Origin of the sequence: Streptomyces sp. HD, assembly GCF_028369295.1 — a bacterium.
Lineage (GTDB): Bacteria > Actinomycetota > Actinomycetes > Streptomycetales > Streptomycetaceae > Streptomyces.
Genome location: NZ_JAQMYP010000028.1, coordinates 17,922 through 37,925, shown reverse-complemented (window position 1 = coordinate 37,925; position 20,004 = coordinate 17,922). Strand labels below are relative to the sequence as shown.

Below are 20,004 nucleotides of genomic sequence, written 5' to 3'. Positions count from 1 at the left end.
ATGACGCCGGGTGTGCTGAGTGTGCCGCGTACGCCGAGTACGCCGAGTCTGCTGGGTCTGGAAGGCGCGACCGTACGGTTCGGCGGTCGGCCCGTGCTCGACGCCGTCGACCTCGATGTCGCCGAGCACGAGATCGTGTGCGTGCTCGGGCCGAGCGGCAGTGGCAAGTCGACGCTGCTGCGAGCCGTGGCGGGGCTGCAGCCGCTCGACGCCGGGCGGGTCTCGCTCGACGGGCGGGACCAGACCGGGGTGCCGGCGCACAAGCGGGGTGTCGGGCTGATGTTCCAGGATCATCAGCTGTTCCCGCAGCGGGACGTCGGCGGCAACGTCGCCTTCGGGGCGCGGATGCGCGGCGCCTCGAAGCGTGAACAGGCTGAACGGGTGCGGGAGTTGCTCGAACTCGTCGGACTGCCGGGCGCCGCTCACCGTGCCGTCGCCTCCCTCTCCGGCGGGGAGCAGCAGCGGGTCGCGCTGGCCCGTGCGCTCGCGCCCCGCCCCCGGCTGCTGATGCTGGACGAGCCGTTGGGCCAGCTCGACCGCTCGCTGCGGGAGCGGCTCGTGGTCGAACTCCGGGAGCTGTTCGGGCGGTTGGGCACCACCGTGCTGGCCGTGACGCACGACCAGGGGGAGGCCTTCGCGCTCGCCGACCGGGTCGTGGTGATGCGGGACGGGCGGATCGCCCAGACCGGGACGCCGCTTGAGGTGTGGCAGCGGCCGGTGGACGAGTTCGTGGCCCGCTTCCTCGGCTTCGACAACGTGGTCGAGGGCACTGTCGCCGGGGAGGCCGCGGACACGCCCTGGGGCAAGCTCCCGGTCGGTGAGGGCGCGGCACAGGGCACGCGGACGCTGCTCGTACGGCCGGCCGGGGTGCGGCTCGTGGCACCGGACGCGGGCCTGCGCTGCACGGTCGCCGCGCGGACGTTCAAGGGCACGCATGTCGCCGTGCACGTCCAGCCGGAGGATGCGCCGCGCCTGGAGGCGGCGTGTGCGCTGCGGGACGCGCCCGGCGTCGGGGACGAGGTCGGTGTGGAGTTCGACGCGGCCGAAATTGTCGTCCTGGGCTGATCGCGCGGCCCGTAGGGTGCGGAGCATGACGCTGCTCGCACATGATCGTTACTGCGACGAAATCGCCCACCAGGTAGGCCTGTTGAGGTCCGTGGTGACCTCCGGCGCCGATCTGTCGGCCACCGTGCCGACCTGCCCGGAATGGTCGCTGGAACAGCTCGTACGGCACACCGGCGGCGCCCTGCGCTGGGTGGAGCTGATGGTGCGGACGCGGGCGCAGGAGGAGGTCCCGGAGGAGAGGGTCCCGCTGCACGGCGGGCCGGAGGAGCGAGGTGACCCCGCCGCCCTGGACGCCTGGCTCGCGGAGACCGGCGAGGCGATCGTCGCCGCACTGCGGGAGGCCGGTCCCGACGCGAAGGTGTGGGGCTGGACAGGGGTTCTCACCGCCGGGTTCTGGGCCCGCCGTATGACTCACGAGATCACGGTCCACCGGGCGGACGCCACGCTCGCGGCCGGGCTGCCGTACGAGGTCGCGCCGGACGTGGCCGCCGACGCGATCGACGAGTGGCTGGAGATCGTGGAGTGGGCGCAGCGGACGCTGCCGGACGACCCGGCGAGGGATCTGCGCCGGCCGGGCAGCAGCATCCATCTGCACGCGACGGATGACACCGGGGCGGTCGACGCAGGGCGAAGCGAGATGGAGGTTCCGCCGCCCGAAGGGTGGGGGAGGGTCATCGAACTGGGCGAGGACGTCATCGCGTGGCGGCACGGCCATGAGAGGGCGACCGTCGAGCTCCGCGGGCCTCTCACCGCCGTACTCCTCGCTTTCTACCGTCGACTGCCGCTGGACAGCCCGGAGTTGGAGGTCCTCGGCGAGCGGGAACTGCTGGAGTTCTGGCTGGAGCGGGCGACGTTCGGCTGACACGGGTGTGGCCCGCCTCCGGAGAAGAGGGCGGGCCACAAGGATGTTGCGGTGCGGGCGGGTCAGCGGTCGCTGCTCGCCCCGCGGCGGCGCAGGCCGAAGAAGACGGCACCGCCACCGATCGCCACGAGCGCGACCGCGATGCCGGCGATCAGGCCGGTGTTGGAGTTCGCACCGGTCTCGGCGAGGTTGGAGTCGTCGTTCGCCGGGGACGGAGCGTTGCTCTCGGTGCCCGCGGGAGGCGTGCTCGCGCTGTCCGACGGCGTCGGGCTCGGGCTGTCGGTCTCCTCGGCCGGGGTCGAGACGGAGGCCGAGGGGGTCGGGGGCTCGGACGGAGCCGGCGGCTCCTCTTCCTTCTTGCAGGAGGTGGACGGCGTCGTCAGGTTCGGCTTGATGTCTGTGTCGACATAGCCCGCGGCCTTGACGTGGACGCGGTACTCCGCGTCCGGCTTCCAGTTCTCGGCGAAGGTGATGGTGACACCCTCGCGCGAGCCCTTGACCACCTGCTCGCCGATCTTCTTCAGGTCGGCGCCGTTGTTCTGCAGGAACACGCTGACGGTCGCCGGGACCCCGCTCGGGTCCACGTCGGTGACGGTGATGACGCCCTTGTCGCCGTCGCACTTGGCTTCGGCGGAGAATTCACTGATGTCGCACGCGAGTGCGTTGCCCGCGAGCCCGAGCGCGAGCGCGGCCGAGGCGGAGGCAACACCCAGGGCACGCACGGAACGTGCGACGGTACGGCGGTTTATGGACACGTTTGTCCTTACGAGTTGCACCACTGAGGGGGGTTTGACGAGGTCGGTGACGTGAGATCACCGTCCCCAGGAGTCTCACAGGTTTATAAGCGTGACATAAGTACTGTCAACGTGTATGCGGCTCATGGGCGTTGGCTTTGCCCTCTTATTAACTGCCGAGACGTTTCAACGCCTCCGGCGCCTCCTCGATCCGGTCAACCAGGGCGATACGGGACTCCATCGAGCGGTCCCGCGCGAGCGACTGGAGCAGGGGCCAAGTCGGCAGTTTCTCCGTCCAGTGCGTGCGATCGACCAGGACCATGGGCGTGGGCTCACCGCGCGACTCGTAGTAGTTCGGCGTCGCGTTGTCGAAGATCTCCTGTACGGTCCCGGCGGCGCCCGGCAGGAAGACGACGCCCGCGCCGGAGCGGGCCAGGAGGCCGTCCTCGCGGGTGGCGTTGGCGAAGTACTTGGCGATGTGGGAGGCGAAGGGGTTCGGCGGCTCGTGGCCGTAGAACCAGGTCGGGATGCCGACGGAACGGCCGCCCTTCGGCCAGCGGGCGCGCACCTCGAAGGCGGCCGTCGCCCACGCGGTGACGGAGGGCGTGAACCCGGGTGCCTTCGCCAGCAGCCGGAGGGCGTCGGTGAGCATCTCGTCGTCGTACGGGGCGGCGTACGCACCGAGGTTGGCCGCCTCCATCGCACCCGGGCCGCCGCCGGTGGCGACCGTGAGACCGGCGCGGGCCAGCTCCCGGCCGAGCCGTGCGGCACCCTCGTAGGCCTGCGTGCCGCGCCGCATCGCGTGGCCGCCCATGACGCCCACCACCCGGGCGCCGGACAGGAGTTCGTCGAGGGCGTCGGAGACGGAGTCGTCGTGCACCGCGCGGAGCATGGAGGCGTAGATGTCGCCGTCCGCCTTGGTCCGCTGGAACCAGGCGTACGCGCGGGCGTCGGGCGTGTTCTCGTAGCCGTCCGGGCCGTCCGTCAGGGAGGCGAAGAGTTCGTCGGGGGAGTAGACCAGGCCGCGGTAAGGGTCGAAGGGGAGGCCGGGGACCGGCGGGAAGACCAGGGCGCCGTCGGTGCGTATCTTCGCGGCGGCCTCCTCGCGCATCGGGCAGCCGAGGAAGACGGCGCCCGCCGTGTCCGTGCCGAGCAGTTCGCGCGTACGGTCCGTCAGATCGACGGCCTGGACGCGGAATCCGGTGAGGGTGCCGCGCGCGGAGACCGTCGCGTCGAACTCCTCCAGCGTCTCTATCTCACGGTCGTTGTGGTGGGCCGCATGGGCGGGCATCGTCTGCACCCGCCCATGCTAGGCACCGCGTGCCGCACGGCTGTTGTCAGCCCCCGATGGCCGCCGGGTCCATCCACACGACCTCCCAGGTGTGGCCGTCGAGGTCGTCGAAGGCGCGGCCGTACATGAAGCCCATGTCCTGGATCTTGGCCGAGGCCGTACCGCCGGCGGCGACGGCCTTCTCGACCAGCTCGTCGACCTTGTCGCGGCTCTCGGCGCTCAGACAGACCAGCACCTCGCTGGTCTTCGTGGCGTCCGCGATCTCCTTGTCGGTGAAGGTCGCGTAGAAGGGCTTGGTGAGCAGCATCGCGACGATGGTGTCGCTGATCACGACGGACGCCGCGTTGTCGTCGCTGAACTGCGGGTTGATCGAGTAGCCCAGCTCCGTGAAGAACTTCTTCGAGGCGTCGAGGTCGTTCACGGGCAGGTTCACGAAGATCATCTGCTGGTAGGCGGGGGCGGTCATCGCGGTCTCTCCCATCGGGGTGGTTGCTGTTCGGTGGGGTAGACCGGGGGTCCGGGCGGAACTCATCGCCGAACGGAGATTTTTTCGTACGGGATTTTCGGCGCGGTTCCGCGACGGCCTCAGCGCGCCAGCGGCAGCGCCGCCAGCTCGGCCACGATCAGGGTGAGCGGGCCGAAGAAGGCGACCAGGACGCCGGCGCGCAGGGCGGCCGCGCTGCGCAGCATCGAGGTGGGGGCGCCGAGGCGGAGCAGTGCGGCGGTGGTGTCGGCGCGGGCCTGCTTGGCCTCCACGGCGGCCGTGAGAAGCGTGGCCGTGGTGCAGCCGGTGACCAGACCGACCCCGACCGGGGTGAGCGGACCGAAGGCGGAGGCGGCGTCCGGGGCGGAGAGCATGGCCATGGCGTACGCGCCGGATACCGCGGCGCAGACGATGCCGAGGGGGCGTCCGATGCGGACGGCCTCCGCCATGAGCACCCGGCCCGCCAGGAGGCGCAGCGCTCCGGGGCGTACGGCCTGGAGCAGCCGGCCGCAGAGGTGGGCGAGGCCGGGGGCGGCCAGGGTGAGCCCGAGGGCGGTGAGCAGCCAGCCGAACAGGATGCCGGCGGAGCCGGTGGGGAGGGCGGCGGGCAGGGTGAGGGTGGTGCCGTTCGCCGCGCGGACCGCGTAGGCCTCGACGGTCAGGCCCGCGGCGATCACCGTGATGCCCCAGGGGAGGCCGGCCGGGGGCTTGCGGGGGACCGGGGGGAGGGTGAGGTCCGGGGCGGCGGGGTCGGCAACCGCTTCGGTCCAGTCGGTCGTCGGGTGGTCCGGGGCGGGGCCGGGCGTGAGGGCCGGATCGCCCGGCCGAGCGGACGGCGCCTTGTGAACGGGCGTGGGCTGCTCGGCTCTGCCGCTCTCCGCACGCGCTGCGGCACCCGTGCCGTCCGCCGCCGTGTCCGACGCACCCTCACCGCCGCGTCCACCCCGCCTCAAGTGGGCCCCGAACCTGCCGTACGTCCCGAACGTCTCCCGGGCCACCGCCCTGCCGTACGCGCCGAAGCGGCGGTACGCCCGTGCCGTGCCCCGGTTCTCGGCGCGGTGCGCCTTCGGGCGCAGTGCCAGTGCCACCGTCAGGGAGGCGATCGCCGGTGCGGCTGCCAGGAGGGTCAGGGTGGCCGGGAGCGGCAGGGAGGCGTCCGCGGCGAGGAAGTCCGCTGCCGCGCCGTCGAAGGGCATGCCGGTCAGGTCGCCCCGCAGATGGAGGAAGAACAGCAGGGCGACCATCGAGCCGAGGGTGCAGGACAGGGCGGTGGTCGTCGCCGAGACGGCCATCAGACGGAGCGGGCCCAGACCGATCGCGGAGAGGCCGGGGCGGGGCTTGGTGCCGGGGTCGGTGCGGGCCACGGCCAGCGCGAAGTGGACCGTCGCGGCCAGCGGGGGTGCGCACCAGACCAGGCGCAGGAGGGACGAGCCGGTGGAGTCCGGGTGGGACAGGGCGTACCCCAGGGCACACAGCAGCAGGAAGCCCGTGCCCGCGGAGGCCGTCGCCACCAGCAGGCGGCGCAGCTGTACGGCGGATCGGGCGCTGCGCGTCAGGCGGAGAGCGAGCACGCGGCCCGGCCTTCCGACTCGGTGACCGGGGGCAGCTGCACGGTGTTCACCCGCCGGCCGTCGAGAAGGGTGATCCTGCGGTCGGCGAGGGGCGCCGCGTCCGGGTCGTAGGTGGCCAGGACGACCGTGATGCCGTGCGAGCGGGCCGCCGTCGTCAGGGTGCGCAGAACCTGTGTGCGGTCGCTGCGGTGCAGGGGCGCCGTCGGCTCGTCCGCGAACAGGACCGTGGGCGAGGGGGCCAACGCCCGGGCGATGCAGACGCGCTGGCGTTCGGCCTGGACCAGCTGGTGCGGGCGCTTGCGGGCCACCTCGCCGACGTCCAGGCGCTCCAGCCACTCCAGCGCGACCGCCTTGGCGCGCCGGCGGCTGGTGCCGCGCAGCATCAACGGCAGGGCGGCGTTCTCCCAGACGTTCAGCTCGGGGACGAGAGTCGGGGTCGGGTCGATCCACCCGAAGCGGTCGCGGCGGAGCTGCTCACGGGCCATCGGGCCCATCTTGTGCACCGGCACGCTGTTGAACCAGACTTCGCCGCGCCGCACCGGGAGCAGACCGAACAGACAGTGCAGGAGGGTCGTCTTGCCGCTGCCGCGCGCACCGATGACCGCGAGGACCTCGCCCTCCTGGACCCCGAGAGAGACACCGCTGAGCGCGGGCGAGCCGTCCTTGTACGTGAAGTGCAGGGCGCGCGCCCAGAGCACGTCGTTGTCCGGCGGGGCCACCATGACGTACACCTCGCTTCTGATCCGTTTCCGTACCTGATCCCCCGTGCGGGGGAACGAAGGCTCGGCCGATCGGTCACTTGCACGCTAGGCAGACGTCGCCCCGGAGCCCGGACAGCACACGGCCCCGGGCCGCCGTTTCTCACTCGAACGGGCGGCACCGGGGCCGGTGTTGATCATCCAGACGGAAGATCAACTTCCGCCTGTCGGAGGGGGTGCCGGAAACGCCGGTGGCGTCACAGCTTGGTCCACGCCTCCGAGAGCGTCGCGCGCAGGATCTGCTCGATCTCGTCGAACGTCTCCTGGTTGGAGATCAGCGGCGGGGCCAGCTGCACGACCGGGTCACCACGGTCGTCGGCACGGCAGTACAGGCCGTTGTCGAAGAGCGCCTTGGAGAGGAAGCCGTACAGGACGCGCTCGGTCTCCTCCTCGTTGAAGGACTCCTTGGTGTGCTTGTCCTTCACCAGCTCGATGCCGTAGAAGAAGCCGTTGCCACGGACGTCGCCGACGATCGGGAGGTCGTACAGCTTCTCCAGCGTCGCGCGGAACGCGGCCTCGTTGTCGAGGACGTGCTGGTTGAGACCCTCGCGCTCGAACAGGTCGAGGTTGGCCAGGCCCACCGCGGCCGACACGGGGTGGCCGCCGAAGGTGTAGCCGTGCAGGAAGGTGTTGTCGCCCTTGTAGAAGGGCTCGGCGAGGCGGTCGGAGATGATGCAGGCGCCGATGGGGGAGTAGCCGGACGTCATGCCCTTGGCGCAGGTGATCATGTCCGGGACGTAGCCGAACTTGTCGCAGGCGAACATCGTGCCCAGGCGGCCGAAGGCGCAGATGACCTCGTCGGAGACCAGGAGTACGTCGTACTTGTCGCAGATCTCGCGCACGCGCTGGAAGTAGCCGGGCGGGGGCGGGAAGCAGCCGCCCGCGTTCTGCACCGGCTCCAGGAAGACCGCGGCGACCGTGTCCGGGCCCTCGAAGAGGATCTGCTGCTCGATCTGGTCGGCGGCCCAGCGGCCGAAGGCCTCCGGGTCGTCGCCGAAGATCGGGGCGCGGTAGATGTTGGTGTTCGGGACCTTGTGGGCACCGGGGACGAGCGGCTCGAACGGCGCCTTCAGGGCCGGCAGGCCCGTGATGGACAGGGCGCCCTGCGGGGTGCCGTGGTAGGCGACCGCGCGCGAGATGACCTTGTGCTTGGTGGGCTTGCCGACCAGCTTGAAGTACTGCTTGGCGAGCTTCCAGGCGGTCTCCACCGCCTCACCGCCGCCGGTGGTGAAGAAGACCTTGTTGAGGTCGCCCGGAGCGTGGTCCGCGAGACGCTCGGCGAGTTCGACGGCCGCCGGGTGCGCGTAGGACCAGATCGGGAAGAACGCCAGCTCCTGCGCCTGCTTGGACGCGGTCTCGGCCAGCTCCACGCGGCCGTGCCCGGCCTGGACCACGAACAGGCCGGCGAGACCGTCGAGGTACCGCTTGCCCTTGTCGTCGTAGATGTAGGTGCCCTCGCCCCGGACGATGGTGGGGACAGGGGCCTTCTCGTACGAGGACATGCGCGTGAAGTGCATCCACAGGTGGTCGTACGCGGTCCTGCTGAGGTCCTGAGGGGTGTCGGTGCTCACGGTTATCGGGTCCTCACGGTTATCGGGTTCCCCACATGTAGGTCTGCTTCTTGAGCTTGAGGTAGACGAAGCTCTCGGTGGAGCGCACTCCGGGGACGGCCCGGATGCGTCGGTTGATGACGTCCAGGAGGTGGTCGTCGTCCTCGCAGACGATTTCCACCATCAGGTCGAAGGACCCGGCTGTCATCACCACGTACTCGCATTCGGACATGGCGGTCAGGGCGTCGGCCACGGACTCCACGTCGCCCTCGACGTTGACCCCGACCATCGCCTGACGCCGGAAGCCCACGGTGAGTGGGTCCGTGACGGCGACGATCTGCATCACGCCCTGGTCGAGCAGCTTCTGGACGCGCTGGCGCACGGCCGCCTCGGACAGGCCCACGGCCTTGCCGATCGCGGCGTACGGCCGGCGGCCGTCCTCTTGAAGTTGTTCGATGATGGCGAGGGAGACGGCGTCCAGCTGGGGACCGCCGTTCCTGGACTCGCGGGAGTCCCTGTGCTCTGCGCTTCGACTGGCCACGACGTCACTGTGCACGACGTCTCGACAGTTCCGCAAGGTCGCGGCGATGAAATTCGTCGTTTACGTGACTGAGACCTGCGGATTTCGCAGATGTGGCCCCAGTGGGGGTGTTGAAAACGTGGGCCAGCCGATTAGGGTGTGTGTCTCAGAGAGTGGACAGTCACAAACAGTGAAGACCTGACAGGAGGCCGGCAGTGAGCACCGAGCTGCGTCGTCTGCGCAACTACATCAACGGTGAGTTCCGGGACGCCGCCGACGGACGCACCACCGAGGTGGTCAACCCCGCGACGGGCGAGGCGTATGCGACCGCGCCGCTGTCCGGGCAGGCGGACGTGGACGCCGCCATGGAGGCCGCCGCAGCGGCCTTCCCCGCCTGGCGTGACACGACCCCCGCCGAGCGCCAGAAGGCTCTGCTGAAGATCGCGGACGCCTTCGAGGAGCGCGCCGAGGAACTGATCGCCGCCGAGGTGGAGAACACCGGCAAGCCGACCGGGCTCACCCGGTCGGAGGAGATCCCTCCCATGGTCGACCAGATCCGCTTCTTCGCGGGCGCGGCGCGCATGCTGGAGGGCCGCTCGGCCGGCGAGTACATGGAGGGCCTGACCTCGATCGTCCGCCGTGAGCCGATCGGCGTCTGCGCGCAGGTCGCGCCCTGGAACTACCCGATGATGATGGCCGTGTGGAAGTTCGCCCCGGCCCTCGCGGCGGGCAACACCGTCGTGCTGAAGCCGTCGGACACCACCCCGGCGTCGACCGTCCTGATCGCCGACATCATCGGCTCGATCCTGCCCAAGGGCGTCTTCAACGTCATCACCGGTGACCGCGAGACCGGCCGGATGATGGTCGAGCACGACACCCCGGCCATGGCGTCCATCACCGGTTCGGTGCGGGCGGGCATGCAGGTCGCCGAGTCGGCGTCCAAGGACCTCAAGCGGGTCCACCTGGAGCTGGGCGGCAAGGCGCCGGTCGTCGTCTTCGAGGACACCGACATCGCCAAGGCCGTCGAGGACATCTCGGTCGCGGGCTTCTTCAACGCCGGGCAGGACTGTACGGCCGCCTGCCGCGTCCTCGTCCACGAGGCCATCCACGACGAGTTCGTGGCGGCGCTGGCGAAGGCCGCCGCCGACACCAAGACCGGTCAGCCGGACGACGAGGACGTCCTCTTCGGCCCGCTGAACAATCCCAACCAGCTCAAGCAGGTCGAGGGCTTCATCGAGCGGCTGCCGGCGCACGCGCGCGTGGAGGCCGGTGGCAAGCGGGTCGGTGAGAAGGGCTACTTCTTCGCGCCGACCGTCGTGTCCGGGCTGAAGCAGGACGACGAGATCATCCAGAAGGAGGTCTTCGGCCCGGTCATCACCGTGCAGTCCTTCTCCGACGAGGCGCAGGCCGTGAAGTGGGCGAACGGCGTCGAGTACGCGCTGGCGTCCTCGGTGTGGACCAAGGACCACGGGCGTGCGATGCGGATGTCCAAGGCGCTGGACTTCGGGTGTGTGTGGATCAACACGCACATCCCGCTGGTCGCGGAGATGCCGCACGGCGGGTTCAAGAAGTCGGGCTACGGCAAGGACCTTTCGGCCTACGGCTTCGACGACTACACGCGGATCAAGCACGTGATGACTTCGCTGGATTCGTAGTTTCTTGCCTGCGGGTGCGTGGGGGGCTGGTCGCGCAGTTCCCCGCGCCCCTTCACCGGCGTGATCGACAGGGTGTCTGGTGGGGGCCCTTTCGTTCGACGGGGCGTCCATTGCCCGGCCCTCGGCAGCGGCGGCATGCTTCCGCAATGGCCCTCCCCCCGATGAACTCCCAGCCGTCCCGTCGGACCCTGTTGCGCGCCGTCGGTGGGGGCGCGTTGGCCGGCGGGCTCGCCGGATGCGGTGTGCGGCCCGCCTATGTGTCGCCCGGCGACCGGGCCGCCGCCGATCTCTCCGCCACCGACAAGCGGCTGACCTGGGCGAACTGGCCGCTGTACATCGACACCGATGACGAGGACGCGCGGCGGCGGCCGACGCTGGAGGCGTTCGAGAAGCGCACCGGCATCGCCGTCGACTACGTCGAGGAGATCAACGACAACGACGAGTTCTTCGGCAAGATCAGCCCCGCCCTGATGAACCATCAGGGCACCGGTCGCGACCTCATCGTCATCAGCGACTGGATGTGCGCCCGGTTCGTACGGCTGGGCTGGGTGCAGGAGATGGACCGCGCACGTCAGCCGAACGTGACCAAATACCTGGACCCACAGCTGCGGTCACCGGCCTTCGACCCCGGACGCAAGTACACCGTGCCGTGGCAGTCCGGCATCACCGGCATCGCGTACAACCACCGCAGGCTCGGCCGCGAGATACGCCATGTCTCCGACCTGTGGGCGAGCGACCTCAAGGGCCGGGTGACCCTGCTCTCCGGCCTGGACGAGGCCTTCGCGCTGCTCATGCAGGGCAACGGCGTCGACATCACGCGCTGGACCGCGGACGACTTCCACACCGTGTGCGACCAGGTCGAGAAGCAGGTGGGCAAGGGCCAGATCCGCCGCTTCACCGGCAACGACTACATCAAGGACCTGTCGAGCGGCGACGTACTGGCCTGCCAGGCCTACTCGGGCGACGTCATCCAGCTCCAGGCCGACGACCCCGACATCCGCTTCGTCGTCCCCGAGGAGGGCGCCGAGCTCTGGTCGGAATCCCTGATGATCCCCAATCTGGCCCGCCACAAGACCAACGCCGAGCGGCTGATCGACTGTTACTACGAGCCCGAGGTCGCAGCGGAGTTGGCCGCCTGGGTCAATTACGTCTGCCCGGTCCCGGCTGCCCAGGACGTCCTCGCCTCCGCCAAGGACGAGGAGACGGCCGCCCTGGCCGAGGACCCGCTGGTCTTCCCGGACACGGCGATGCGCGAGCGGCTGGCGATCGCGCGGGACATCACTTCCGGGGAGCGGGCGGAGTTCGCGAAGCGGTGGAACGCGATCGCGGGGTTGTAGGGGCGCGGGGTCGTCAGCCTGACCGGCTTGCACGAATGCACCAGGACCGACCTGGTCAAGCTCGTCTCGCACTTGGTGGACATGATCTGGCACCACGAACGCCGCTCATCCGCTCTGCGCTGCACCAGGCCGCCGAGCGAGCCGTCGCCGAGGTCGCCGCACGGCTCGCCCAGACCCCGCTGAAACCGCAGCACGAACAGCTCAGCCTCGACGCAACGGCTCCGGTTACTTCCGGACGATGGAGTAGTAGTTCGTGGCGGGGAAGGTGAGTTTGAACACCATCCCGTACTCGCGGCGCAGGTCCGCGACACTGGTGGCGGCCGGCTCACGCAGGCACCGCCGCATCGGAGGATCGCTGGGGGAGCACGGACGTAATTCCTCGATCAGTTGGCGAGTACCGCTCTGACGCACCTGATCCCAGTTGAGCGTGACCGTACCGGCGCTGAACAACTCCTTCGGTTCGCCGGCCCCCGGCCCTTGCGGGTCGCCTGTCTTGCCCCGGTAGTAATCGACGACTTTGCGCGCGTATATGAAGTCATGGCCGAAGGGGATGGGCGACACCTCGGGGTCGCCTGCGGCGAGGATGCCGTCGATCGTGTCGGCCACACCTTTGGGGTCGGCACCGAAGTACGCGGTGACGTACATCGTGCAGCGGATCTTGTACGTGTCGTCGCCGGTGGGGAAGAACCACTCCTTGTCCTTCCCTCCGCCGCACGCGTCCTCCAGGGCGACCACACCGAGCGTGAGCGGAGTGTGAGCATCCCAGTAGGCGATGGCGTTCCGGATATCTTCTTCGACCTGCTGTCTGGCCCTGACGGCCTCAGGGCTGTCCGCCAGCTTGCGGACGGACTTCTCGCTGGGCGCACGCCCACAGCTGGCGAGGGCGAGGACCAGGATGATGGTCACAGGGAAGAAGAGCACGCGGCGTACGCGGGATCTCGACCGTGGGCGCAGCGATAACGAGCCGGGCCACGCTGCGACGACAGATGCCGGCACAACAGCCGCCGCCAGTGTCACGGTCCACGAGGTGGTCGCCATGGCGGCCATCCTCTTCCGAGTGCGTGAACTGCTGCTATCCGTACAGAAACTCAAAGAGCGCGGGGGCTGTTCCATGGCCTCAGGGAACAGCCCCGCGCGTTGACGGGGGGGGGCAGCCTTGGTCAGCTCTTGGGCCATGCCCCCAGCGCAGCCTCAAGGGTGTCGGCGTACAGGCGTGCTCCGGCGATCTTGGGATGGAACGCTGCGGAAACTCCGGATACTCGCCGTCCGCCACCAAGCTACCGTCCTCATCGCAGCCATCAACGAGTAGCTGTGACCAGCACCTTCGTGATCAGCCTGGGGCCCTTCACTGATCCTGCGCCTCGAATGCCTGGGCGACGGCGAGGCTGTCCTCGTAGACATGGTGCCGGGTGACAAGGCCGTCTTCAACGGTGAGGTGCAGGGCGAACCGCGCGCGATACGCACGTCTGGTGGACCGGGCGGTCTGGCGGATCTCGCCGAGCACGACCGCGTCGCTTCCGTCGATGAGGATGCGCTCGACCTGGGTCGCCACATGCTCCGGCATGTGGTGCTCGGCAATCTCACGATAGTGAGCAGCCGCGTCGGCCCGGGTTAACCGGTGACGGATCCATGGCGTGGCAGCACGACCATGCTCAGCCTCCGGCCAGTCCAGCTTCCAATCGCCGTGCTCGGCATACAACTCGGCAATGCGCTCGGCGTCACCTTCACCGATCCTGCGCAGCAGCTCTTCAACCACGGTGCGCGTGTTCGTAGGTGCGGCTATGGACATGGCTGACCTCTCCATCCTGGCCCGCGTCCTGTCGACGCAGAGAGATCGCCCAGCTTGCCAACGCAGCCAGGCTGAGGCCATTACCTCTGAAGTAAGGCGAGCGAGCACATCACCAAGATCCACTTTCGATACACGCCCTGGTGCCAAACCATCGATCCTGGTCACACAGGGCCACGGGGCCGCAGGAGCCGCGGAGTTGTAGGGATTTCGGACGGAGACGGGCAGGAGAGGCTGCGCTGTCATGCTGACGCACGCCCGCCGTGCCAGGTGGGCCCATGCGGTCACATGCCCACGCTGTGGGCATGATCTCCTGAAAGAGACAGGAAGTTGAGACGCAGACGCAGCATGTCGTATGCGCGAGTTCCGGTGACCATGGCCGTCGCGCTGGCGGTGGCCTTCGGCGTCGGGACGACGCAGGCCTACGCCAATCCCCTGCCCCGTACGGCCAACGAGGAGCCCACTCCCCGGGCCTCCTCCGAGAAGAAGACGAACCCGACACCCCGACCCGACGCCATCCCCGAGAAGAAGCGCGCCGCGATCCTCGGCAAGGACTACCGGACCTCCACGGACCGGGCGTTCACCACCTCCGGCGACGGCACGGGCTTCCATGTGATGGTGGCCGACGAGAGATACGGCTACCAGTGGAAGACGGCCGCCTCGCTGTCCGAGCCCGGGTTCGAGGCCGACACCTGGATCGGCAACGCCTGTGTGACCGAGTCCGGCAAGTACGCCGCCGTGGCGTACGCGCCGCGCACGTTCACCAACAAGCCGGAGCTGATGAGCCGCGGTGCCTTCACTGCCCTGGTGAACCTCACCAACGGCGAGGTGCGCAAACTGCCGTACACGGCCACGCTCGGCTACTTCTCGCCGGGCTGCGGCACCGGTGACCAGGCAGTGTTCACCCAACTCACCGACGAGAACACCTCCGAGAAGGTGGAGACCCGCCTGGTCACCACCGACGCCCGCACGGGCAGGGCCGAGAAATCGACAGTGGCCGGCCAGGTCACCTCGGCCGTCCCGGCCGGCGACCACATCGTGGCGGCCCGCGGCAAGGCGATCGTACGGATCGACGGGGCGAGCGTGAAGACCGTCGCTCCCACGCACGCCGTGCCGTTCCAGCTCAAGCCGGACGCCGACGGCGGGGTCACCTTCATCGACCGACTGCCCGTCGTGAACGAGGCGGGCAAGAAGGCGGGCAAGCAGTCCCCGGCCGCCGACCAGGCCGCCGTCTCGCGCGTCACCGAGCAGGCCGTCGAGACGGCCGACGGCAAGGCGCGCGCCGCACAGCTCGCCCAGGGTCCGCTGACCCGCTTCGACCTCGACCGGACCCCGCAGGGCGCGGTCTACGTCACCGGTGAGGCGAAGAACAAGGGCGCCTTGCCGCGTGCCGTGCACAACCCGGGCGGCCTCGCCAAGGACGCCCGTATCTCCAGCCGCGGCGCGGCCGCGCTGACCACGGCCTGGGCCGACGGCAAGGACTCGCGGATCTCGCAGAAGGACGCCTTCTCGGCGCGCGGCGCCCGCATCACCATGAAGGCCCTGGACACCGGGAAGACGACGGTGCTGGACGCGGCTCCGGGCAACCGGATCGGCAGCGCCGGCGCGCAGCGGGCCGCCACCGCGCAGAGCCCGGCGCTGACCGGCAAGGCCGCCGCTGCCTCCTCCTCCGCCTCCGGTAAAGCATCGACGCTGGCGTCTCCCGTCGACGACGACCGCACCTGCTCCGTCCCCCGCAACGACCCGAAGAAGCAGGCGTTCCAGCCGACCCCGCGGCAGATCGAGTGGGCCGTGGACCAGGCGATCGTCGGCAACCTCAACGCGTCCGCGAGCCGGCCGGCGAACTGGAAGAACACCGGCATGTCGGCCTACGCGCCGCAGAGCCTGTTCCCGCTGACCTCCCTGAACGGCGGCAGCGGAGCCGACTGGCACGTTCCGGCCCAGGTGATGCTCGGCATCACCGCCCAGGAGTCGAACATGTGGCAGGCGACCCGGTTCGCCGTGCCCGGTGTCACCGCCAACCCGCTGATCGGCAACTTCTACGGCATCGAGTACGCCTCCGACGGCCAGCAGACCGACCCCTGGGCGATCAACTGGTCCAAGTCGGACTGCGGTTACGGCGTCACCCAGGTCACCGACGGCATGCGGCTGCCCGGCCACGGACAGCCCACGAAGACCGTCGTCCAGCAGGAGGCGATCGCCCTCGACTACGCGGCGAACATCGCCGCCGGCGTGAACATCCTGATCGAGAAGTGGAACCAGACCCGCGCCGACGGCATGCTCGTCAACGACGGTGCGCCCAAGTACATCGAGAACTGGTTCTACGCACTGTGGGCCTACAACAGCGGCTACTACCCGAAGTCCAACTCCGGGAACACCTCCGGCAAGTGGGGCGTGGGCTGGACGAACAACCCGGCCAACCCGCTGTGGAAGGAGAACCGCACCCCCTTCCTGGAGGACGCGGCCGGCGCGGACGACTACAGCCACGCCGCGCACCCGCAGGACTGGCCCTACGAGGAGAAGGTGATCGGCTGGGCGGCACGGCCGATCTCGGCGATGTTCAAGCCCGGTGACTTCCAGCCCGGCTACCGCCCCGCCTGGTGGAACACCAACGCCTACCGCACCAGCGCCAAGCCGCCGATCGGCCTGTTCTGCGACAGCAGCAACGACTGCGACGCCTCGAAGATCGGCGAGGGCGCGAACAACAACACCGGCGGCGGCCCCTGCCTGCTGCCGGGCGACCCGAACGAATCCGACCCGCTCTACCTCAAGTGCTGGTACCACCAGCCCGCCACCTGGAAGAATTGCACGTCCAGCGCCCAGTGCGGCAACCCCATCCACCGGTTCGACACCACCTATCCGGAACAGGCGGACGCCAACTCCTATCCGCCGCAGTGCTCGGCCGACGTGCCCTCCGGCACGTACATCGTCGAGGACCTGGCCAACGGCATCACACCCGCCGGGTCCAGTTCCCGCTCGTGCAGTTCGGTCTCGTCCGCCGGCTCGTTCAACTTCGACTTCGGTTCGGCGTCGGCCCGCATCGACCTGCACCAGATCGGCGCGGGATACGGCAACCACTTCTGGTTCTCGCACACCAACAAGCAGGGCACGACGGACGCGAGCCGGCTGCAGACCACCGGCACCTGGACGCTGAACAAGTCCGACCGCGGCTGGATGCGCGTGTGGGTGCAACTGCCCGACCACGGCGCGCACACCCGACAGGCCGTGTACCGGGTGGGCGGCACCGACTCCACCGGCCCGAACCGGGCCCTGCCGCAACGCGTGGGGGCCAACAAGTGGGTGCCGATCGGCGTGTTCAACTTCACCGGCACGCCCACCGTCTCCCTGTCGAACGTGACCCAGGACGGCAAGGGCACCGAGGACGTCGCCTGGGACGCGGTGGGCTTCCAGCCGCTGGCGAACAAACCCACCCACCAGATCGTCGCGATGGGCGACTCCTACTCCTCGGGTGAGGGCGCCTCGGAGAACGGCGGTGACGACTACTACCCCGAGTCCGACTACTACGACGAGCAGCAGCCGGACACCGAGAACAAATGTCACCGCTCCACGAAGGCCTGGTCGCGTCAGGCCGTGCTGCCGGGGGCGTCGAAGTCCATCGGGGCCATGGCGGACGACCGTGACTCCTCCATGGACTTCCAGTTCATCGCCTGCTCCGGCGCCCGCCACTACAACATCCTGCGCAGCGGCCAGTACGGCGAGCTGGGGCAGCTCGACAAGGGCTACCTGGACCAGAACACCACGATGGTCATGCTGTCGATCGGCGGCAACGACGCCCGGTTCACCGACATCTTCATCCACTGCATCACGGCCCTGACCGTGTGCAACGACGACTCCATCGAGAACAAGGACCCCGACACCGGAGGGACGGTGGACGGGGAGACCGGCCCGATGGACCAGTGGGCGCCGAAGTGGCTCCATGACCAGGTCCGGCCGCGTCTCGTCACCACGCTCAACGAGATCCACAAGCGGGCGCCGAAGGCGAGGATCGTCCTGATGGGCTATCCGGTGCTGCTTGAGGGCAACGGCCAGTGCATCCCGGGTGTCGGCACCGAGGAGGCGCCCTGGCTGAACGAGATGGCGAACGTCATGGTCGGCGAGATGCAGGGCGCCGTCAACGACGCCAACGGCCAGTACAACACCAACGCGGTCTTCTCCGACCCGCGCGACGAGTTCGCCGGGAAGGCGATCTGTGGTGACCCCGAGTCGGTCCACGGCATCGTCCTGTCCGGTCACTCGAAGGCGGACAACCGCGACTGGGACTGGCTGCCGGGCAATGTGGCACCGTCCATGAAGTCCTTCCACCCGAAGGTCTCCGGCGCCGGCCTGTACGCCGACGCACTGGAGCACACGCTCGGCTGATCACCGGCCGGCAAGGATCGAACGGGGTCTGAGCGCGCGTGCTCAGGCCCCGTTCACCGCATCGTGAAACGGTGAGGGCATGACGAGGACCAGGGTCCCGCGCTGGCTCAAGGGCCTGCTGGTGTCGGCGGCGGCCGCCGCCCTCTGCTACTGGATCTGGACATCGGCACGGGAGTGGGCCGATCGCGCGCAGGCCGGGCCCGACTCCAACTTCGGTACCGGATTCCTGGAGGCAGTGCTGGCGCAGATCGCCGGCGTGGCGTCGATGCCGCTGCTGCTGTGGGCGGGGATGCGCGCGGTGCGCGAGCGGGGCAACCATCTGCTCGTGTTCGGCGGCGCGCTGGCCTGGCCGTTCATCGGCGGCCACATCATCGAGGACGCGGGCGTCCCAGCCACCGAAACCGTCCTGTACTGCGCCCTGTTCGCCGTGCTCGGGGGCCTGCTCTCCCTCGCCGAGGTACCGAAGAACTGAACGGGGCACACGGCAGGCCGGGCGGCGGCGTTGGACGAACGGCGTACATGGCAGGCCGAGTTGCGGCGTCAGATGAACGGGGCGCGCGGCAGGCCGAGTTGCGGCGTCAGATGAACGGCGTACACGGCAGGCCGGGCGGTGGTGTCAGATGAACGGCCCTCGGCGATGCACCGCCGTGCGACCCACCGTCGCGGCCAGTTTGCGCAGGCGGCGCCAGTCCAGCCGCGGTGCGCGCGGCGGGACGCCGGGGCGTTTGCGGGGTACCCGGACGCGCAGGGCGCCGGGGGTGATGCGGCAGTGGACGGGGGCGGGCAGCACGAGGGCCTCGCCGTCGATACCGGCCTCGATCTCCTCGCGGTCGGCCTCGATGACCACCTCGGTCGCGGTCAGGATGGTCAGGCCGCTCGGGGCGGGGTCCAGAAGCAGTGCGGCGGCCTCGGCCGCGCTGTCCACCCTGATGCCCAGGACGCCCAGGACGGCCGCGTCGAGGCGGTCGCGCCGCCCCAGCCCGAAGGGGTCGTCCGTGCGGTAGGGGTTGTTGCTGACCAGCACGGCATGCGGGGCGTCGAGCGTCGTGCCCGACGCACGGGCCGTCAGTCGCGCTCCCTGCTGGCGGGTGAGCAGGTCGGGGAGCAGCTCCAGGCTGGTGCCGATCTTGTCGTCGCGATAGCCGGGGCTCTGCACGATGGCCGCGTACGCCCCGAAGGAGGCGTTGTTGACGAAGGGCCGGCCGCTCGCGAACCCGAGGTCGACGCGCAGCTCCACGCCGTCGGTGAGGGCGTCGAGGCAGGCGGCGGGGTCCTCGCGGTCGAGGCCGAGGTCCATGGCGAAGTGGTTGCGGGTCCCGGCGCTGATCACCAGGAACGGGATGTCGTACGCGGCGGCCACGGCCGCGACCCGCGCCTGGGTGCCGTCCCCGCCCGCGACGCCCAGCAGGTCCGCACCGTCCGCCACGGCCTTGCGGGCCAGGGCGGTGACGTCCTGATGATGATCGGGGTCGAGGAGGATCACCTCGGCGCCGAGCCGCTCGGCCTTCTCCTTGAGCGCGAAGCGGTCCACCTTCCCGCCGCCCGAGCGGGGGTTCATGATCAGGACCGCCCGCTGCGGTGGCGCCGCCCTGCGCTCCCGCATCACCCGCACCCGCGTGCCGCCCGCGCCCCGCAGCGCGTACCGGCCGCTCCACACGGCCAGCGTCCACAACGCCACGGACATCAGCAGCGCCCAGAACAGGGTGGCCGCGAACAGCGCGATGAGGGCCGCCGGCAGGGCCACGGCCAGCACGGCCGCCGCCCAGCGCACCGGACCGCGCAGGGTCAGCGTCCACCACACCGCGACCGCGCTGAGCCCCAGGCCCGCAGCCCCAGCCACCAGCAGCAGGACGCCGCCGACACCGCCATAGGCGAGCGGTACGAGCACCGCGAGCCCTGCCGCGGCGAGCGCCGTCCGCGCCGCCCACCGCTGGGCCCGGTAGGCCCGCCCGCTCAAGTCCAGGCCCATGCGTCCTCCCTCGTCGGCGGACATCGTAGGTCCGGAGGGGCG

At 69.8% G+C, this 20,004-nt stretch carries 16 protein-coding genes; 6 read left to right on the top strand and 10 right to left on the bottom strand.

The features are described from left to right. Both POF73_RS25955 and POF73_RS25950 read left to right on the top strand, forming a co-directional pair. Nucleotides 1–1,065, top strand: coding sequence for an ABC transporter ATP-binding protein (locus tag POF73_RS25955; protein WP_272119888.1), 1,065 nt, complete (start codon nt 1–3; stop codon nt 1,063–1,065). A 25-nt stretch (nt 1,066–1,090) separates the two neighbouring features. Then, nucleotides 1,091–1,927, top strand: coding sequence for a maleylpyruvate isomerase family mycothiol-dependent enzyme (locus POF73_RS25950; protein WP_272119886.1), 837 nt, complete (start codon nt 1,091–1,093; stop codon nt 1,925–1,927). A gap of 62 nt (nt 1,928–1,989) precedes the next feature. On the opposite strand, the gene POF73_RS25945 is transcribed toward POF73_RS25950, so the two are convergent. The 7 genes from POF73_RS25945 to POF73_RS25915 all read right to left on the bottom strand — a co-directional run bounded on the left by POF73_RS25945 (nt 1,990) and on the right by POF73_RS25915 (nt 8,871). Further along, nucleotides 1,990–2,649 carry an LAETG motif-containing sortase-dependent surface protein gene (locus POF73_RS25945; RefSeq protein ID WP_272119884.1) on the bottom strand — a complete coding sequence of 220 codons (660 nt, stop codon included), beginning with the start codon at nt 2,647–2,649 and terminating at the stop codon, nt 1,990–1,992. A 181-nt stretch (nt 2,650–2,830) separates the two neighbouring features. Next, on the bottom strand, nt 2,831–3,961 hold the full coding sequence (locus tag POF73_RS25940; RefSeq protein ID WP_272119883.1) for an LOG family protein: 1,131 nt from the start codon (nt 3,959–3,961) through the stop codon (nt 2,831–2,833). 37 nt (nt 3,962–3,998) lie between these two features. Further along, a complete protein-coding gene (locus tag POF73_RS25935; RefSeq protein ID WP_272119881.1) occupies nt 3,999–4,418 on the bottom strand; it encodes a VOC family protein in 420 nt (139 codons plus the stop codon). Between the two features lie 119 nt (nt 4,419–4,537). After that, nucleotides 4,538–6,007 carry a hypothetical protein gene (locus tag POF73_RS25930; RefSeq protein ID WP_272119878.1) on the bottom strand — a complete coding sequence of 490 codons (1,470 nt, stop codon included), beginning with the start codon at nt 6,005–6,007 and terminating at the stop codon, nt 4,538–4,540. Then, nucleotides 5,989–6,729, bottom strand: coding sequence for an ABC transporter ATP-binding protein (locus POF73_RS25925; RefSeq protein ID WP_272119877.1), 741 nt, complete (start codon nt 6,727–6,729; stop codon nt 5,989–5,991). Before POF73_RS25925 ends, POF73_RS25930 begins: the two co-directional genes overlap by 19 nt. A 233-nt stretch (nt 6,730–6,962) precedes the next feature. Then, entirely contained in the window at nt 6,963–8,336 is a 1,374-nt protein-coding gene (locus tag POF73_RS25920; RefSeq protein WP_272119875.1) for an aspartate aminotransferase family protein, read from the bottom strand. Nucleotides 8,337–8,355: 19 nt separating this feature from the next. After that, nucleotides 8,356–8,871: an Lrp/AsnC family transcriptional regulator gene (locus POF73_RS25915; protein WP_272119874.1), complete on the bottom strand. Its 516-nt coding sequence runs from the start codon at nt 8,869–8,871 to the stop codon at nt 8,356–8,358. 179 nt (nt 8,872–9,050) lie between these two features. Here POF73_RS25915 and POF73_RS25910 point away from each other — a divergent pair, with 179 nt between their 5' ends. Continuing rightward, a complete protein-coding gene (locus POF73_RS25910) occupies nt 9,051–10,490 on the top strand; it encodes a gamma-aminobutyraldehyde dehydrogenase (RefSeq protein ID WP_272119872.1) in 1,440 nt (479 codons plus the stop codon). 146 nt (nt 10,491–10,636) lie between these two features. After that, the gene (locus POF73_RS25905) at nt 10,637–11,827 is read left to right on the top strand and encodes a polyamine ABC transporter substrate-binding protein (RefSeq protein ID WP_272119870.1); all 1,191 of its coding nucleotides are present in this window, start codon (nt 10,637–10,639) and stop codon (nt 11,825–11,827) included. Between the two features lie 225 nt (nt 11,828–12,052). Here POF73_RS25905 and POF73_RS25900 read toward each other — a convergent pair whose 3' ends face one another. Next, nucleotides 12,053–12,874, bottom strand: a complete 822-nt coding sequence (locus tag POF73_RS25900; protein ID WP_272119868.1) for a hypothetical protein — start codon at nt 12,872–12,874, stop codon at nt 12,053–12,055. 298 nt (nt 12,875–13,172) lie between these two features. After that, nucleotides 13,173–13,616, bottom strand: a complete 444-nt coding sequence (locus POF73_RS25895; RefSeq protein ID WP_272119866.1) for a nuclear transport factor 2 family protein — start codon at nt 13,614–13,616, stop codon at nt 13,173–13,175. A gap of 345 nt (nt 13,617–13,961) precedes the next feature. Here POF73_RS25895 and POF73_RS25890 point away from each other — a divergent pair, with 345 nt between their 5' ends. Both POF73_RS25890 and POF73_RS25885 read left to right on the top strand, forming a co-directional pair. Next, a complete protein-coding gene (locus POF73_RS25890; RefSeq protein WP_272119864.1) occupies nt 13,962–17,993 on the top strand; it encodes an SGNH/GDSL hydrolase family protein in 4,032 nt (1,343 codons plus the stop codon). A gap of 79 nt (nt 17,994–18,072) precedes the next feature. Beyond that, nucleotides 18,073–18,465: a hypothetical protein gene (locus POF73_RS25885; protein WP_272119861.1), complete on the top strand. Its 393-nt coding sequence runs from the start codon at nt 18,073–18,075 to the stop codon at nt 18,463–18,465. A 144-nt stretch (nt 18,466–18,609) separates the two neighbouring features. Here the strand turns inward: POF73_RS25885 and POF73_RS25880 are convergent, their stop codons facing one another. Beyond that, complete coding sequence (locus tag POF73_RS25880) at nt 18,610–19,962, bottom strand: diacylglycerol/lipid kinase family protein (protein ID WP_272119859.1); 1,353 nt, start codon at nt 19,960–19,962, stop codon at nt 18,610–18,612. Nucleotides 19,963–20,004 lie beyond the last annotated feature (42 nt).

Excerpts from the sequence above, each read along its gene's own strand:
- POF73_RS25955 (WP_272119888.1), top strand. The coding sequence starts at position 1 with ATGACGCCGGGTGTGCTGAGTGTGCCGCGTACGCCGAGTACGCCGAGT.
- POF73_RS25950 (WP_272119886.1), top strand. The coding sequence starts at position 1,091 with ATGACGCTGCTCGCACATGATCGTTACTGCGACGAAATCGCCCACCAG.
- POF73_RS25935 (WP_272119881.1), bottom strand. The coding sequence starts at position 4,418 with ATGACCGCCCCCGCCTACCAGCAGATGATCTTCGTGAACCTGCCCGTG.
- POF73_RS25925 (WP_272119877.1), bottom strand. The coding sequence starts at position 6,729 with ATGGTGGCCCCGCCGGACAACGACGTGCTCTGGGCGCGCGCCCTGCAC.
- POF73_RS25905 (WP_272119870.1), top strand. The coding sequence starts at position 10,637 with ATGGCCCTCCCCCCGATGAACTCCCAGCCGTCCCGTCGGACCCTGTTG.
- POF73_RS25900 (WP_272119868.1), bottom strand. The coding sequence starts at position 12,874 with ATGGCCGCCATGGCGACCACCTCGTGGACCGTGACACTGGCGGCGGCT.
- POF73_RS25895 (WP_272119866.1), bottom strand. The coding sequence starts at position 13,616 with ATGTCCATAGCCGCACCTACGAACACGCGCACCGTGGTTGAAGAGCTG.
- POF73_RS25890 (WP_272119864.1), top strand. The coding sequence starts at position 13,962 with ATGTCGTATGCGCGAGTTCCGGTGACCATGGCCGTCGCGCTGGCGGTG.
- POF73_RS25885 (WP_272119861.1), top strand. The coding sequence starts at position 18,073 with ATGACGAGGACCAGGGTCCCGCGCTGGCTCAAGGGCCTGCTGGTGTCG.
- POF73_RS25880 (WP_272119859.1), bottom strand. The coding sequence starts at position 19,962 with ATGGGCCTGGACTTGAGCGGGCGGGCCTACCGGGCCCAGCGGTGGGCG.